This is a genomic window from Streptomyces nitrosporeus (genome assembly GCF_008704555.1).
GTDB lineage: Bacteria > Actinomycetota > Actinomycetes > Streptomycetales > Streptomycetaceae > Streptomyces > Streptomyces nitrosporeus.
Window position 1 is genome coordinate 5,959,002 of record NZ_CP023702.1, and the last position, 16,497, is coordinate 5,975,498.

Consider the following 16,497-nt stretch of genomic DNA (forward strand, 5'->3'; position numbering starts at 1 on the left):
ATCGTCAGTTCTGTCGCCGATGCCTTCCGGCGCGGCCCGTGCCCCTTCCCCGCGGCACTCGGCGCCCCGGACCCATCGGACGGCCCCTTGTCCCCCCGACCAGTGGAGACCCTATGTCCGGCCTGCCCGCCGCCCGCCGCACCGTACTGAAGGGCGCCGCTCTCGCCGGTGCCGCCGGGCTGGGAGCGGCCGCCTGCTCCACCGATTCCAAGCTGGGCCACGCCGAGACACCCACACCCACGGCCCCCGTCCAGCTCGGCTCCCCGGACGAGGTGCCCGTCGGCGGCGCGAAGCTCTACCGCGAACAGCGGGTCGTGGTGAGCTGCCCGGCCGAGGGCCGGTACAAGGCCTTCAGCGCGCAGTGCACCCACGCCGGCTGCCTGCTGGACAAGGTCGAGGGCAACGAGGGCAACTGCCCGTGCCACGGCAGCCGCTTCGACATGACGACGGGCAAGGCCCTCAAGGGTCCGGCCACGGTGCCGCTGCCCGAGGTCCCGGTCAGGGTCGAGGGCGGGAAGCTGGTGGCGGGCCCCGAGGCCTGACCCGCGCCGGGGGCGGTCGCGTCCTTCCCGGAGATCCCGCTGTGTCACCGCCCGCAAGTAGGGTGTGAGACATGGCAGACCCCTCCAGCTACCGCCCCGCGCCGGGAGAGATCCCCGACACCCCGGGGGTCTACAAGTTCCGCGACGAGCACCGCCGGGTGATCTACGTCGGCAAGGCGAAGAACCTGCGCCAGCGCCTGGCCAACTACTTCCAGGACCTGGCCGGCCTGCACCCCCGTACGCGCACGATGGTCACCACGGCCGCGTCCGTGGAGTGGACCGTGGTCTCCACCGAGGTCGAGGCGCTGCAGCTGGAGTACTCCTGGATCAAGGAGTTCGACCCCCGCTTCAACGTCAAGTACCGCGACGACAAGAGCTACCCCTACCTCGCGGTCACCCTGAACGAGGAGTTCCCGCGCGTCCAGGTCATGAGGGGCGCCAAGAAGAAGGGCGTGCGCTACTTCGGCCCGTACGGCCACGCCTGGGCGATCCGCGAGACCGTCGACCTGATGCTCCGGGTCTTCCCCGTGCGCACCTGCTCCGCCGGGGTGTTCAAGAACGCCGCGCGTACCGGCCGGCCCTGCCTGCTCGGCTACATCGGCAAGTGCTCGGCCCCCTGTGTCGGGCGGGTCACCCCCGGTGAACACCGCGAGCTGGCCGAGGACTTCTGCGACTTCATGGCGGGCCGGACGGGCACCTACATCCGCCGCCTGGAGAAGGAGATGGCGCAGGCGGCCGAGGAGATGGAGTACGAGCGGGCCGCCCGGCTGCGTGACGACACCGAGGCGCTCAGGCGGGCCATGGAGAAGAGCGCCGTGGTCCTCGCGGACGCCACCGACGCCGACCTGATCGCCCTCGCCGAGGACGAGCTGGAGGCCGCCGTCCAGATCTTCCACGTCCGCGGCGGACGCGTCCGGGGCCAGCGCGGCTGGGTCACGGACAAGGTCGAGGCCGTCGGCACGGCGGACCTCGTCGAGCACGCGCTCCAGCAGCTGTACGGCGAGGAGGCCGGGGACGCCGTGCCCAAGGAGGTGCTCGTCCCCGCGCTCCCGGAGGACCCGGAGGCCGTCGCCCAGTGGCTCGCCGGACGCCGGGGCTCCCAGGTGAGCCTGCGCGTCCCGCAGCGGGGCGACAAGAAGGACCTGATGGCCACGGTCCAGCGCAACGCCCAGCAGGCGCTGGCCCTGCACAAGACCAGGCGCGCCTCCGACCTCACCACCCGCTCGCGGGCCCTGGAGGAGATCGCCGAGGCCCTCGGGCTGGGCGCCGCGCCCCTGCGCGTGGAGTGCTTCGACATCTCGCACCTGCAGGGTGACGACGTCGTCGCGTCCATGGTGGTCTTCGAGGACGGTCTGGCGCGCAAGAGCGAGTACCGCCGCTTCCAGATCAAGGGCTTCGAGGGCCAGGACGACGTCCGGTCGATGCACGAGGTCATCGGGCGCCGTTTCCGGCGCTACCTCCAGGAGACGGAGCGGACGGGGGAGTGGGGGGAGGCCCCGGCACCGACCGGCCCGGCACCCGCCACGGGCGGCACCGCCCCGGCGGGACCCCCGGACGCCGCCGGGGCCGAAGCGGCCGCGGAGGATGCGCGCGACGACGACGGCCGCCCGAAGCGCTTCGCCTATCCGCCGCAGCTCGTCGTCGTCGACGGCGGGCAGCCGCAGGTCGCCGCAGCCAAGCGCGCGCTGGACGAGCTGGGCATCGACGACATCGCCGTGTGCGGGCTCGCCAAGCGGCTGGAGGAGGTCTGGCTGCCGGACGAGGACGACCCCGTCGTCCTGCCGCGTTCCAGCGAGGGCCTCTACCTCCTGCAGCGCATCCGCGACGAGGCCCACCGCTTCGCCATCACCTACCAGCGCGCCAAACGGGCCAAGCGCGTCCGCAGCAGCCCCCTGGACGACATCGCCGGTCTCGGGGAGACCCGCAAGCAGGCGCTGATCAAGCATTTCGGCTCCGTCAAGAAGCTGAGGCAGGCGACGATCGCCGAGATCTGCGAGGTCCCGGGGATAGGCCGTCGCACGGCGGAGTCGGTGGCCGTCGCCCTCGCCGGGGCAGCGCCGGCCGCACCGGCCGTCAACACGGCCACAGGAGAGATCATCGAAGAGGACGACGGGGGCAGTACGCCATGACCGAGCACACGCAGGACCACGGTGACGAGCAGGCGCACCACCGGACCGACCGAACAGACGGAGCAGCAGACGTGAGTACGGGAAGCGCCCTGGACCAGGCGGACGCCGGCACGCCGCCCATCCCCGAGCTGGTGATCATCTCGGGGATGTCGGGGGCCGGACGCAGTACGGCGGCCAAGTGCCTGGAGGACCTCGGCTGGTTCGTCGTCGACAACCTGCCGCCCGCCCTGATCCCCACCATGGTGGAGCTCGGGGCCCGGTCCCAGGGCAACGTCGCCCGCATCGCCGTCGTCGTCGACGTACGGGGCCGCCGTTTCTTCGACAACCTCCGGGAGTCCCTCGCGGACCTGGAGGCCAAGCACGTCACCCGGCGGATCGTGTTCCTGGAGTCCTCCGACGACGCGCTCGTACGCCGCTTCGAATCGGTCCGCCGTCCGCACCCCCTCCAGGGCGACGGCCGGATCGTCGACGGCATCGCCGCCGAGCGCGACCTGCTGCGCGAGCTGCGCGGCGACGCCGACCTGGTGATCGACACCTCCAGCCTCAACGTGCACGAACTGCGGGCCAAGATGGACGCCCAGTTCGCCGGCGAGGAGGAGCCCGAGCTGCGGGCCACCGTGATGTCCTTCGGCTTCAAGTACGGCCTGCCCGTCGACGCCGACCTGGTCGTGGACTGCCGCTTCCTGCCCAACCCGCACTGGGTCCCGGAACTGCGTCCCTTCACCGGCCTCAACGAGGAGGTGTCCGACTACGTCTTCGACCAGCCCGGCGCCAAGGAGTTCCTCAACCAGTACACGGAACTGCTCCAGCTCATCGCGGCCGGCTACCGCCGTGAGGGCAAGCGCTACGTGACCATCGCCGTCGGCTGCACGGGCGGCAAGCACCGGTCCGTGGCCATGTCGGAGAAGCTGGCCTCCCGGCTGGCCACGGAAGGGATCGAGACCGTCCTCGTCCACCGGGACATGGGGCGCGAGTGAGCAGCAGCCGCCCTCTGCGCCGGCACCGGCTGAGCAGGGCCACCGCGGCCCTCTCCGGCCGCAAGCGCGGCGCGCAGCCCAAGGTCGTCGCCCTCGGCGGCGGCATGGGCCTGTCGGCGTCCCTCACGGCCCTGCGCCGGATCACCGGCGACCTCACGGCCGTGGTCACCGTCGCCGACGACGGCGGCTCCTCCGGCCGGCTCCGGGAGGAGCTGGGCGTCCTGCCGCCGGGCGACCTGCGCAAGGCGCTGGCCGCGCTCTGCGGGGACGACGAGTGGGGCCGGACCTGGTCCCAGGTCATCCAGCACCGCTTCGAGTCCAGGGGCGACCTGCACGGGCACGCGGTGGGCAACCTGCTCATCGTCGCCCTCTGGGAGCAGCTCGGCGACCACGTCCAGGCACTCGACCTGGTCGGCAGACTGCTCGGCGCACACGGCCGGGTACTCCCCATGTCCGCGGTGCCCCTGGAGCTCCAGGCCCTCGTCCGGGGCCACGAACCGGGGCGGCCCGACGACGTCGTCACCGTACGGGGACAGGCCACGGTCGCCCTCACGCCCGGTGAGGTGCAGTCCGTCCACCTGGTCCCGGCCGATCCTCCGGCGGTCCCGGACGCGGTCACGGCCGTCCTGGACGCCGACTGGGTGGTGCTCGGCCCGGGGTCCTGGTTCTCCTCGGTGATCCCGCACCTGCTGGTGCCGGAACTCCTCGACGCGCTGGTATCCACGAAGGCGCGTAAGGTCCTCTCCCTCAACCTCGCTCCGCAACCCGGTGAAACCGAAGGGTTCTCACCGCAGCGTCATTTGGAGGTTTTGGGACGACACGCCCCTAAACTCGCCATGGACGTGGTGCTTGCCGACGAGGCCGCCGTGCCCGACCGTGAGTCCCTCGCCGATGCCGCCGAGCGGCTCGGAGCAGCGGTCGAGCTGGCGCCCGTGGCCTCACCCGACGGTGTTCCGATCCATGATCCGGAGCTGTTGGCCGCCGCGTACGACCGTATTTTTCGGATGCATGGAAGGATCGGCCCATGGCGATGACGCCGGCGGTGAAGGACGAAGTCTCCCGGCTTCCCGTGACCCGGACCTGCTGCAGAAAAGCCGAGGTCTCGGCGATTCTCCGGTTCGCGGGCGGGCTGCACCTGGTGAGCGGCCGGATCGTGATCGAGGCCGAGCTGGACACGGGCATCGCGGCCCGCCGGCTCAAGCAGGACATCCTGGAGATCTTCGGGCACAACTCGGAGCTGATCGTGATGGCCCCCGGCGGGCTGCGCCGCGGTTCGCGTTTCGTCGTACGGGTGGTGGCGGGCGGGGACCAGCTGGCCCGCCAGACCGGTCTGGTGGACGGCCGGGGCCGCCCCATCCGCGGGCTGCCCCCGCAGGTGGTCTCGGGGGCCACCTGCGACGCGGAGGCCGCCTGGCGCGGGGCGTTCCTGGCCCACGGCTCACTCACCGAGCCTGGCCGTTCCTCCTCGCTGGAGGTGACCTGCCCCGGTCCCGAGGCCGCCCTCGCCCTGGTCGGCGCCGCACGCAGGCTCTCCATCGCCGCCAAGGCGCGCGAGGTGCGGGGGGTGGACCGGGTGGTCGTCCGTGACGGTGACGCCATCGGCGCGCTGCTGACCCGCCTCGGCGCCCATGACGCGGTGCTCGCCTGGGAGGAGCGCCGGATGCGGCGCGAGGTCCGGGCCACGGCCAACCGGCTCGCCAACTTCGACGACGCCAACCTCCGGCGTTCCGCGCGGGCCGCGGTGGCCGCCGGTGCCCGGGTCGGCCGTGCCCTGGAGATCCTGGGGGAGGAGGTCCCCGAACACCTGGCGGCGGCCGGGCGGCTGCGGATGGAGCACAAGCAGGCCTCCCTGGAGGAGCTGGGCGCGCTCGCCGACCCGCCGCTGACCAAGGACGCGGTCGCCGGCCGGATCAGGCGCCTGCTGGCGATGGCCGACAAGCGGGCCCAGGACCTCGGTGTCCCGGGCACGGAGTCCACCCTCAGCGAGGAGATGGCCGACGGCCTCGTCGGCTGACCCGCACGCCGCCGGCCGGCGTCCCCCGGGCTCCCCGGCCCATGGGACGCCGGCCGGCGGCGTGTGCGGTGTGTGCGCGGAGCGGGAGCCCGTACGGAAACGAGGGGAATCGGCGGGATCCGCGGAGCGGAAGTCAATTCCCCATCGCTTGAGAACGCCTCCGCACAATTGAGCGGCCGGTGTTCCGGATGGCGGTGATCCGGGCGGCGGGAGATCCGGTGGGCGGAAGGCGTCTTATTGCCCGGGGCCGTGTCCGGCCCGCCCGGCAGGCCGAAAAGTATGACCCCGGCAATTTTATCGGTTGAGAAGCCTTCCGCACAATTGAGCGGAAGTTCTGGGTGACCGTGCCGGTACTCTCCGGAAGTGGGCCGTCCGGCATATTCGCCGGGTGAGGGCGAGGGTGCCCGATTGAGCGCGGGGGCGCCCCCCGGAGCGCCGCCGCCGCGGTCCGCGCGCACACCGGGACGGTGATTTCCGGTCGTGAACCAGCCGGTGGGGCCGCCGTGCTGATGGCCCGTCAGTCCGGCCCGCGGGCCGGGTCCCGGCGGTCGTGGCCCCGGGTTGCGGCCGCAAGGGGCCTGTTCGGGACCGGGGTTGGCGGCCGGTGGCCGTCCGGGCGCGCGGCGCGGTATTCGCCCGGTGTCCCGGTCAAAGGGGCGTGCCCCTACCCGGGAGTACGGATATCCCTCTTGATAGCGCCCCTCTCGATGTCACTCCGGAGCCCGCGGAGAGGTAGGGTCGTAGGCGGTCGGGGACATCCCTATAAAACTCGCCGGAAACGAAAACCGGCGTACCTAACGAGGAGATCGGTTCGTGACGATCCGCGTAGGCATCAACGGCTTTGGCCGCATCGGTCGTAACTACTTCCGCGCGCTGCTCGAGCAGGGTGCGGACATCGAGATCGTGGCTGTCAACGACCTGGGTGACACCGCGACCACGGCCCACCTGCTGAAGTACGACACCATCCTGGGTCGTCTCAAGGCAGAGGTCAGCCACACCGCCGACACCATCACCGTCGACGGCCACACCATCAAGGTGCTCTCCGAGCGCAACCCGGCCGACATCCCCTGGGGTGAGCTGGGCGTCGACATCGTCATCGAGTCGACCGGCATCTTCACCAAGAAGGCCGACGCCGAGAAGCACATCACCGGTGGCGCCAAGAAGGTCCTCATCTCGGCTCCGGCCAAGGACGAGGACATCACCATCGTGATGGGCGTCAACCACGAGAAGTACGACGCGGCCAACCACCACGTCATCTCCAACGCCTCCTGCACCACCAACTGCGTGGCGCCGATGGCCAAGGTCCTCGACGAGAACTTCGGCATCGTCAAGGGTCTGATGACGACGGTCCACGCGTACACCAACGACCAGCGGATCCTTGACTTCCCGCACAAGGACCTGCGCCGCGCCCGCGCCGCCGCCGAGAACATCATCCCGACCACGACCGGCGCCGCCAAGGCGACCGCCCTGGTCCTGCCCCAGCTCAAGGGCAAGCTGGACGGCATCGCGATGCGCGTCCCGGTCCCGACCGGCTCCGCCACCGACCTCGTGGTCGAGCTGCAGCGCGAGGCCACCGTGGACGAGGTCAACGCCGCGTTCAAGAAGGCCTCCGACGACGGCGCCCTGAAGGGCTACCTGGCGTACACCGAGGACCCGATCGTGTCCTCGGACATCGTCAGCGACCCGGCCTCCTGCACCTTCGACTCCTCCATGACCATGGTCCAGGAGGGCAAGACGGTGAAGATCCTCGGCTGGTACGACAACGAGTGGGGTTACTCCAACCGGCTCGTCGACCTGACCGTCTTCGTCGGCGGCCAGCTCTGATCCTAGGATCGGTAGACACTCTGATGTGAGCAACGGGCTCGGCCGGCGTGACGACGCGCCTGCCGGGCCCCTTGCATGCTTCCGACCTCCAAGGAGTACCGCTACAGATGAAGACGATCGACGAACTTCTCGCCGAAGGGGTCGCGGGCAGGCGGGTATTCGTCCGCGCCGACCTCAACGTGCCGCTGGACGGCACCACGATCACCGACGACGGCCGTATCCGCGCCGTCGCGCCGACGATCGCCCGGCTCGCCGAGGCCGGTGCGCGGGTCGTCGTCGCCTCGCACCTGGGCCGCCCCAAGGGGGCCCCGGACCCCGCCTTCTCGCTGGCCCCGGCCGCCACCCGGCTCGGTGAACTGCTCGGCGCCGACGTGGCGTTCGCGTCCGACACCGTCGGTGACTCCGCCCGCGCCACCGTCGCCGCCCTCACCGACGGCCAGGTGGCCGTCCTGGAGAACCTGCGCTTCAACGCCGGTGAGACCTCCAAGGACGACGCCGAGCGCGGCGCCTTCGCGGACCGGCTCGCCGAACTCGCCGACATCTACGTCGGTGACGGCTTCGGCGCCGTCCACCGCAAGCACGCCTCCGTGTACGACCTCCCGGCCCGGCTGCCGCACGCGGCCGGCGCCCTGATCGCCACCGAGGTCGGCGTGCTGAAGAAGCTCACCGAGGACGTCGAGCGCCCGTACGCCGTCGTCCTCGGCGGTGCCAAGGTCTCCGACAAGCTGGGCGTCATCGACCACCTGCTGGACAAGGCCGACCGCATCCTCATCGGCGGCGGCATGATGTTCACCTTCCTCAAGGCCCAGGGCCACGAGGTGGGCGGCTCGCTGCTCCAGGAGGACCAGATCCCGGCCGTCCAGGGCTACCTCAAGCGGGCCGAGGAGCTCGGCGTGGAGTTCGTCCTCCCCGTCGACGTCCTGGTCGCGGACAAGTTCCCCGACCTGAAGACCAAGGCTCCGGCGAACCCCACCGCGGTCGCCGCCGACGCCATGCCGGCCGGACAGATGGGCCTGGACATCGGCCCCGAGTCCGCCGCGCTGTACGCGTCGAAGCTCGCCGACGCGGCCACCGTCTTCTGGAACGGCCCGATGGGTGTCTTCGAGCACCCGGACTACGCCGAGGGCACCCGGGCGGTCGCCCAGGCCCTGGTCGACTCCCAGGGCTTCAGCGTCGTCGGCGGCGGGGACTCCGCCGCCGCCGTCCGCATCCTGGGCTTCGACGAAAACGCATTCGGACACATCTCGACCGGTGGCGGCGCCAGCCTCGAATACCTCGAGGGCAAGACGCTTCCCGGCCTCGCCGCACTGGAGGACTGACCTTTCATGACTGCTACTGCCCAGGGCCGTACCCCGCTGATGGCGGGCAACTGGAAGATGAACCTCAACCACCTCGAGGCCATCGCCCACGTCCAGAAGCTCGCCTTCGCGCTGGCCGACAAGGACTACGAGGCGGTCGAGGTCGCCGTCCTCGCTCCCTTCACCGACCTGCGCTCCGTGCAGACCCTGGTCGACGGCGACAAGCTGAAGATCAAGTACGGCGCCCAGGACATCTCGGCGCACGACTCCGGCGCCTACACCGGTGAGATCTCCGGCCCGATGCTCGCCAAGCTGCGGTGCTCCTACGTGGCCGTCGGCCACAGCGAGCGCCGCCAGTACCACGGCGAGACGGACGAGATCTGCAACGCCAAGGTCAAGGCCGCCTACCGCCACGGCCTCACCCCGATCCTCTGCGTCGGCGAGGGCCTGGACATCCGCAAGGCCGGCGACCAGGTCTCCCACACCCTCGCGCAGCTCGACGGCGCGCTGAAGGACGTCCCGGCCGAGCAGGCCGAGTCGATCGTCATCGCGTACGAGCCGGTCTGGGCCATCGGGACCGGCGAGGTCGCCACCCCCGAGGACGCCCAGGAGGTCTGCGGCGCGATCCGCGGCCGGCTCGCCGAGCTGTACTCGCAGGAGCTCGCCGACGCCGTGCGCATCCAGTACGGCGGCTCGGTCAAGTCCGGCAACGTGGCCGCGATCATGGCGCAGCCCGACGTGGACGGCGCCCTGGTCGGCGGCGCGGCGCTGGACGCCGACGAGTTCGTCAAGATCGTCCGCTTCCGCGACCAGTGAGTATGCCCTAGCGCCGATCCGTCGTACCCTTGCGGGGGCCAGGGGGGTGATACCCCTCGGCCCCCGCTGTTCGCACACGCAGTCCGCAGTCCCGAGAATTTCCGGAAAGTAGGAGCCAGCCGTGATTTTGGCGTTCGAGATCGCCCTGATCGTCTTCAGCCTGCTGCTGATGCTGCTGGTGCTGATGCACAAGGGCAAGGGCGGCGGCCTCTCCGACATGTTCGGCGGCGGGATGCAGTCCTCCGTGGGCGGCTCCTCGGTCGCCGAGCGCAACCTCGACCGCATCACCGTGGTGATCGGTCTGCTGTGGTTCGCGTGCATCGTCGTCCTCGGCCTGCTCATCAAGCTGGACTGACGGCGCCTTCGGACAATTCCCTGTGACGGTGTAACTCCTTCTACTGGACGCGCGTTGGGCCTTACGTAGACTGGGGCAACCTCGAGCACCATCACGCAGGGAGTTACGACCGTGGCAAGTGGCAACGCGATCCGGGGAAGCCGGGTCGGAGCGGGGCCGATGGGGGAGGCCGAGCGGGGCGAGTCAGCTCCTCGCCTCCGCATCTCCTTCTGGTGCTCGAACGGGCACGAGACCCAGCCCAGCTTCGCCCATGACGCGCAGGTACCGGAGACCTGGGACTGCCCGCGCTGCGGTTTCCCGGCCGGGCAGGACCAGGACAGCCCGCCGGCCCCCCCGCGCACCGAACCGTACAAGACGCACCTGGCGTACGTGCGTGAGCGGCGCAGTGACGCGGACGGCGAGGCGATCCTCGCCGAAGCCCTCGCCAAGCTCCGCGGCGAGATCTGATCCTTCCGTCCACCGGCCGGCCACCCCACGGGTGCCCGGCCGGTGCCGGTGTGCCGCCCGGTGCCCCGACGTGCTCCGCTAGGCCCTCCTGATCAATTAGGTTGGAGGGGCAGCGGGGATGTTGCAGGTACCAAGAAGAAGTGGGCGATTCCCGGGATGAACGCACAAAGCCGAACCAAGCTCAGTCAGCTGCCCGAATGGACGGCCCTCGCCAAGCACCGCGAGGAGTTCGGCCGGACACACCTGCGGCAGCTGTTCGCGAAGGAGCCGGAGCGCGGGAGCGCGTACACCCTCAGGGTCGGCGACCTCCACATCGACTACTCCAAGCACCTGGTCACCGACGAGACCCTGGGGCTGCTGCGTGACCTCGCCGCGGCCACCGGCGTCGCCGGGCTGCGGGACGCCATGTTCCGCGGCGAGAAGATCAACACCACCGAGGACCGCGCCGTCCTGCACACCGCGCTCCGCGCCCCCAGGAACGCCGTGATCGAGGTCGACGGCGAGAACGTGGTACCGGCCGTCCACGCGGTCCTGGACCGGATGGCCGCCTTCGCGGACCGGATCCGGGCGGGCGAGTGGACCGGGCACACCGGCAGGCCCGTCAAGAACATCGTGAACATCGGCATCGGCGGCTCCGACCTCGGTCCCGCCATGGCGTACGAGGTGCTGCGCTCCTTCACGGACCGCTCGCTGACCGTCCGCTTCGTCTCCAACGTCGACGGCGCCGACCTCCACGAGGCGGTACGCGACCTGGACCCGGCCGAGACGCTGTTCATCGTGGCGTCCAAGACCTTCACCACCATCGAGACCATCACCAACGCCACCTCCGCCCGCGACTGGCTGCTCACCGGACTGAGGGCCGGTCAGGAGGCCGTCGCCAAGCACTTCGTGGCACTGTCGACCAACGCGGACAAGGTCGCGGACTTCGGCATCGACACGGCCAACATGTTCGAGTTCTGGGACTGGGTCGGCGGCCGCTACTCCTACGACTCGGCCATCGGCCTCTCGCTGATGATCGCCATCGGCCCGGAGCGTTTCCGGGAGATGCTCGACGGCTTCCACCTCGTCGACGAGCACTTCCGCACCGCCCCGGCCGAGGAGAACGCCCCGCTGCTGCTGGGCCTGCTGGGCATCTGGTACGGGCAGTTCTTCGACGCGCAGTCCCACGCGGTCCTGCCCTACAGCCACTACCTGTCCAAGTTCACCGCCTACCTCCAGCAGCTGGACATGGAGTCCAACGGCAAGTCCGTGGACCGCGACGGGAATCCGGTGGAGTGGGAGACCGGCCCGGTCGTCTGGGGCACCCCGGGGACCAACGGCCAGCACGCCTACTACCAGCTGATCCACCAGGGCACCAAGGTCATCCCGGCGGACTTCATCGGCTTCGCGTCCCCGGTCCAGGACCTGCTGCCGGGGCTGATCGCCCAGCACGACCTGCTGATGGCCAACTTCTTCGCGCAGACCCAGGCCCTCGCCTTCGGCAAGACACCCGACGAGGTGCGGGCGGAGGGCGTGGCCGAGGAGCTGGTGCCGCACAGGACCTTCCACGGCAACCACCCCACGACCACGATCCTCGCCGAGCGGCTCACCCCGTCGGTGCTGGGCCAGCTGATTGCGCTGTACGAGCACAAGGTCTTCGTCCAGGGCGCCGTCTGGAACATCGACTCCTTCGACCAGTGGGGGGTCGAGCTCGGCAAGGTCCTCGCCAAGAAGATCGAGCCGGTCCTGACCGAGGGCACCGGCGGTGAGGACCTGGACAGCTCCACCGCCCAGCTGGTGGCGGCCTACCGCGCACTGCGCGGCCGCTGACCGTGGGAACGGGGGAGGGGGCGGTACGGCTGCGCCCGCCGCGCAACGCGCCGGCGCGGCAGGCGGCCGGCTGGTGGCGGGCCCGGTGGCTGCTGCTGACGGCGGCCCCGGTGGCGGTGCTGGGCGTCCTGGGGGCGCTCATCACCCCGGCCAGGTTCTGGCTGCTGCTGCCCGCCGCGGTGCTGGCGGCCGTGGGACTGCTGTGCGCCGCCCTCCTCCCCGTGTGGTGGTTCCGTACGCACCGCTGGGAGGTCACCGGGGACGCCGTCTACGTGCGGACCGGGGTGTTCCTGCGGAAGTGGCGGATCGCGCCGATGTCCCGGATCCAGACCGTGGACACCGTGCGCGGCCCGCTGGAGCAGCTCTTCGGGCTGGCCACGGTCACCGTCACCACCGCCTCGGCGAAGGGCGCCGTGCGGATCGCGGGTCTGGCCCACGAGACGGCCGCCGAGCTCGCCGGACAGCTCACCCGGCTCACCCGGGACACCCCCGGGGACGCCACATGAGCACCGACGCGGACGCCGTGGGCCCGCCGTGGCGGCGGCTCCACCCGCGTACGGTCCTGGTCACCGCGCTCGTCACGGCGGGGGTGGCGGCGGGCGCCGCCGTACCCGTCGTGGCGGGGCTGTCCGGGTGGCTGGGATACCCGGCGGCCATCGGCTGGGCCCTGGCCGGAGCGGCCGTCCTCATCGGGTGCGCCACCGCCGGCGACCACGTCCGCCTGCGGCGCACCCGCTACCGCGTCGGCACCGAGCGCGTGGAGCTGCACACCGGGCTGCTGCTGGTCAAGCGGCGTTCGCTGGCCCGCGAGCGGATCCGTACCGTCGATCTCACCGCCCACCCGCTGCTGCGGGTCCTGGGACTGGTCACGGTACGGATCGGTACGGGGGACCGGAGCGGCGGTGAATCCCCCCTGGAACTCGACCCGGTGAGCCGGGCCGAGGGCGAGCGGCTGCGCCGCGAACTCCTGGACCGGGCCGCCGGGCCCTCCCCGGACGCGCACCGGGAGGGCGAGCTCGCCGTCCTCGACCTCCGCTGGATCCGTTACGCACCGGTCTCCTTCGCCGTCCCGGTGCTGGGCGGCGCGGCGGCCGGCGGTGTGATGCAGGTCAGCGAGTGGGCCGGGGTGCAGGGTGAGGTGATCGGCTGGGTCGGCGACCGGTTCAGGGACACACCGGTGCTCTGGACGGTCACGGCCCTGGTGGCGGCGGCGCTGGCCGCCGGGGTGGCCGGGGCCCTCGGCCTCTGGGCCGAGATGTGGTGGAACTACCGCCTGGAGCGCGAACCGGGCGGCACCCTGAGGGTCAGGCGCGGCCTGCTGACCTCCCGCTCGATCTCCTTCGAGGAACAGCGGCTGCGCGGGGTGGACCTGGTGGAGCCGCTGGGCGTCCGGCTGGCCGGTGCCGCCCGGGTGGACGTCGTCGCCACCGGCCTGGTGAAGGACGAGGAGGCGAAGAACCTCGACCACAGCACCCTCCTCCCGGCCGTTCCCCGGGCCCTGGCCGACGCGGTCGCGGCGAAGGTGCTGCGGGAACCCCTCTCGCCGGCCGCCGCCCCGCTGACCGCGCACCCGCCCGCGGCGCGCGGCCGGCGGCTGCGCCGGGCCGTCGCCGCGGCGTCGGCGCCCGTGCTGCTCCTGGCGGTGCTGGGCGCCTGGCTGACCCCGGTGCTGCTGTGGGCCGCGCTCGGCTGCGCGGCCGTGCTCCTGCCGCTCGCGGTGGCCCTGGCCCTGGACGCCTACCGGTCGCTGGGGCACACCCTCAGCGGTGCCTATCTCGTGACCCGCTCCGGCAGCGTCCGCCGCTCCACGGCGGTGCTGCAGCGGAGCGGCGTGATCGGCTGGACCGTGAAGCAGTCCGTCTTCCAGCGCCGGGCCGGGCTGATCGACCTCACCGCCACCACGGCCGCCGGGGCGGGCGCGTACACCGTGCGGGACGCCGGTACGGCGGAGGGGCTCGGCTTCGCCGCCGAAGCCGTCCCGGGGCTGCTGGAGCCTTTCCTGGAGCGCGGCAGCCCCTGAAGGAGCCCCGGGGGCCTCAGGGGCCCGAGAGGACGGTGGCGCCGAACGCGGCCACGCCCGCCGGGGGCGGGGCGTCCTCGTCCACCGGAGCGGGGCGGCCGGCGGCCAGGACGTACAGCGGGACGGAGCCGGTGCCGTCCAGGCCGCAGCGCCCGGCGACCTCGGAGTCGCGGAAGGCCCCGGTCTGGGCGGGGCCCAGGCCGAGCGCCGTCGCGGTCAGCGCGAAGGTCTGCCCCAGGTGCCCGGCGTCGAGGAGGCAGACCCGGTAGGCGCGGGGCGTCGGGTACTTCAGGCTCATCCGCTCCAGCCGTGCGGCGAGGACGACGAGGAAGGCGGGGCGCCCGGCCCACGCCTGGCCGGCGCAGAGGTGTACGGCGTCCTCGGGGGTGCAGCCCTCCGAGAGCAGTCCGAGCGCGTGCTCCAGGCCGTCGTAGTGGTACCAGCCCGGGTCCAGGCCGTCGACCCGGAGGGCACCCACATAGGCGTCGATCTCCTGCCGGGAGCCGCCCTGCGGGCTGGTCCGCCGGTACAGGGCGCCCCGGCCGCAGTCGATGAAGTCGACCGGCCCGAAGGTGGTGGCCAGCAGGGAGGCCAGGGTCTCCAGGGACACCGGGGCGCCGGTGAAATCACGGTGGGTACGGCGGTCGTACAGGACCTCGTCGAAGGGGGCCCTCAGCCCGGCCGGCCGCCGGGGCAGCAGGACGCGGGGAGCGTCGGGGAACCCGGTGAACAGCGGGGGCCGCGGGCCGGGCGCCTCCTGCGGTCCGGGGGCCGGGAGGCTCCCGGCGGGTGCGGGGTCCGGGGCGTCCGGCGTGGAAGGCGCGGAGCCCGGGGCGTCCGGCGTGGCGGGCGCGGGGTCGTAGACGCCCTGGGTGGCGTGGTGGAAGAAGGACGCCTCCGGCATCCAGGAACCCCACCGGCGGGCGGCCCGCTCGTCGTCCAGGGCTTCCTCGCTGCCGTGGAGCAGCAGCGCCCCGCAGCGGACCAGGGCCGTCACGGCCTCCTCGGCGGTCTCGGGCGCCAGATGGCCGAGCAGCTCCACGGCCTCACCGGGCGTGGTCCAGTCCTCGAACGCCGCCAGGACCTCCGCGGCGGCCGGGTGCAGGGCCGTGGGCATGCCGTGCGGGTGGGGGTGGACGACGAAGGCGCCGTCGTGCCAGTAGCAGGTCAGACAGCGGGAACGACGCAGACGCACAAGGACTCCGGAACAGGGGTGGGGAGAAACGGGACACCGGTGCGGGGCCGGGGCCGGTGAGGGGGGAAGGGGTGCCCCGGCCCCGCACGTCTGGGATCAGGCCTGGCGGTAGGCCCACGTCCAGTTCCAGCTGGAACTCTCACCGGCCCTGGGGCGGTCGGCCCGGACCGCGGCCTGAGCCCTCATCTCGATCCTGCGCATGTGTCACCTCCTTTCCGGGTGCGGTGTGCCTGTGTCACCGCGGTTTCTCCCGGTGACTTCTCCATGACGCTCCACAGAATTGCTCCGGCGCAAGAGGCGGCCCGCTCCATCACCCGATCGTGGTGGAATTCATGGCCTTGACTATTTCTCTGTGTCGCATTCCTGGGCAGTGGAATCACGGGCGGTGAGGGTTTTCGTATACGGTCGCCCCCTTGCCCGCGCCTGCTCGGTCCCGGGGGTGCGCCGGATCCGGGAGCAGTGCGCGATGACAGGCATTGCAGCAGCTCAGAGCGGTGAAGAGGGCTGCGCTTACCGATTTCTTTCAGTCTTTTTTCGGCTACCTGTCGATGCGGGCCGGGCTTCCGGGGCGGTGTCCTAACGTGCTCGGCGTCGACGCTCGCCGAATAGGTGGACCTGTCCGGCGGCGAAGAATCGCGCCAGCCGTCGAATCGCGAAGGAGAAGCATGAGCCTATTTCCGTCCAGCGAAATGGCCTACGACGTTTTCGGGAAACTTTTCACCGTGCTGCTCGCGGACGAGCAGTTCGTGGAGAAGGCCCGCAGGGAGTCGCTCTCGGTCCAGCTGGTGCACAGCAAGCCGGACTGCCGGATCTTCGTCTCCCCCGAAGGCCTGGTCCTCGGGGACGAGACGCCCTTCAAGCCGGCGATCACCCTCCGGATGTCCTGCGACACGGCGCACGCGCTGTGGATGGGACGTCTGCTGGTGCCCGCCGCCGTCGCCACCGGCAAGGTCCGCATCCGCGGCCGTATCGCCAAGGTGCTGGAGCTGGTCCCGACGCTCAGGCCGGCCTTCGACAGCTACCCGGCCATCGCCGCCGAATTCGGTGTCGACGGCTGACCCGGGCCGCCCC

The 16,497-nt window shown here is 71.6% G+C and carries 15 protein-coding genes; 14 read left to right on the top strand and 1 reads right to left on the bottom strand.

Annotation, left to right across the window (positions count from 1 at the left end; all coding sequences use genetic code 11):
- Positions 1-113 precede the first annotated feature (113 nt).
- The 13 genes from CP967_RS26270 (at position 114) to CP967_RS26330 (ending at position 14,231) form a co-directional block, all read left to right on the top strand.
- Positions 114-542 (top strand): Rieske (2Fe-2S) protein, encoded by a 429-nt coding sequence (locus tag CP967_RS26270; protein ID WP_150490349.1) that lies wholly within the window; start codon positions 114-116, stop codon positions 540-542.
- A gap of 71 nt (positions 543-613) precedes the next feature.
- Positions 614-2,671, top strand: a complete 2,058-nt coding sequence (uvrC, locus tag CP967_RS26275; RefSeq protein ID WP_150490350.1) for an excinuclease ABC subunit UvrC — start codon at positions 614-616, stop codon at positions 2,669-2,671.
- Positions 2,668-3,648, top strand: coding sequence for an RNase adapter RapZ (gene rapZ / locus CP967_RS26280; RefSeq protein ID WP_150490351.1), 981 nt, complete (start codon positions 2,668-2,670; stop codon positions 3,646-3,648). The genes uvrC and rapZ overlap by 4 nt, the downstream gene beginning before the upstream one ends.
- A gap of 14 nt (positions 3,649-3,662) precedes the next feature.
- Positions 3,663-4,682: a gluconeogenesis factor YvcK family protein gene (locus tag CP967_RS26285; RefSeq protein WP_150492058.1), complete on the top strand. Its 1,020-nt coding sequence runs from the start codon at positions 3,663-3,665 to the stop codon at positions 4,680-4,682.
- Complete coding sequence (gene whiA / locus CP967_RS26290) at positions 4,673-5,662, top strand: DNA-binding protein WhiA (protein ID WP_150490352.1); 990 nt, start codon at positions 4,673-4,675, stop codon at positions 5,660-5,662. Before CP967_RS26285 ends, whiA begins: the two co-directional genes overlap by 10 nt.
- 813 nt (positions 5,663-6,475) lie before the next feature.
- The gene (gene gap, locus CP967_RS26295) at positions 6,476-7,486 is read left to right on the top strand and encodes a type I glyceraldehyde-3-phosphate dehydrogenase (RefSeq protein ID WP_150490353.1); all 1,011 of its coding nucleotides are present in this window, start codon (positions 6,476-6,478) and stop codon (positions 7,484-7,486) included.
- A 107-nt stretch (positions 7,487-7,593) separates the two neighbouring features.
- Positions 7,594-8,805, top strand: coding sequence for a phosphoglycerate kinase (locus CP967_RS26300; protein ID WP_150490354.1), 1,212 nt, complete (start codon positions 7,594-7,596; stop codon positions 8,803-8,805).
- A gap of 6 nt (positions 8,806-8,811) precedes the next feature.
- The gene (gene tpiA, locus CP967_RS26305) at positions 8,812-9,600 is read left to right on the top strand and encodes a triose-phosphate isomerase (RefSeq protein ID WP_150490355.1); all 789 of its coding nucleotides are present in this window, start codon (positions 8,812-8,814) and stop codon (positions 9,598-9,600) included.
- Positions 9,601-9,721: 121 nt separating this feature from the next.
- Positions 9,722-9,955: a preprotein translocase subunit SecG gene (secG, locus tag CP967_RS26310; protein WP_028440313.1), complete on the top strand. Its 234-nt coding sequence runs from the start codon at positions 9,722-9,724 to the stop codon at positions 9,953-9,955.
- Between the two features lie 111 nt (positions 9,956-10,066).
- Positions 10,067-10,402, top strand: coding sequence for an RNA polymerase-binding protein RbpA (locus tag CP967_RS26315; RefSeq protein WP_147962889.1), 336 nt, complete (start codon positions 10,067-10,069; stop codon positions 10,400-10,402).
- A 156-nt stretch (positions 10,403-10,558) separates the two neighbouring features.
- Positions 10,559-12,211, top strand: a complete 1,653-nt coding sequence (gene pgi / locus CP967_RS26320; RefSeq protein ID WP_150490356.1) for a glucose-6-phosphate isomerase — start codon at positions 10,559-10,561, stop codon at positions 12,209-12,211.
- Positions 12,212-12,213: 2 nt separating this feature from the next.
- Positions 12,214-12,717 (top strand): PH domain-containing protein, encoded by a 504-nt coding sequence (locus tag CP967_RS26325; protein ID WP_150490357.1) that lies wholly within the window; start codon positions 12,214-12,216, stop codon positions 12,715-12,717.
- Entirely contained in the window at positions 12,714-14,231 is a 1,518-nt protein-coding gene (locus CP967_RS26330) for a PH domain-containing protein (RefSeq protein WP_150490358.1), read from the top strand. The genes CP967_RS26325 and CP967_RS26330 overlap by 4 nt, the downstream gene beginning before the upstream one ends.
- 16 nt (positions 14,232-14,247) lie before the next feature.
- On the opposite strand, the gene CP967_RS26335 is transcribed toward CP967_RS26330, so the two are convergent.
- A complete protein-coding gene (locus CP967_RS26335; RefSeq protein ID WP_150490359.1) occupies positions 14,248-15,426 on the bottom strand; it encodes a SagB/ThcOx family dehydrogenase in 1,179 nt (392 codons plus the stop codon).
- A 689-nt stretch (positions 15,427-16,115) separates the two neighbouring features.
- On the opposite strand from CP967_RS26335, the gene CP967_RS26340 reads away from it, so the two are divergent.
- Positions 16,116-16,484 (top strand): hypothetical protein, encoded by a 369-nt coding sequence (locus CP967_RS26340; RefSeq protein WP_150490360.1) that lies wholly within the window; start codon positions 16,116-16,118, stop codon positions 16,482-16,484.
- Positions 16,485-16,497: the final 13 nt, after the last annotated feature.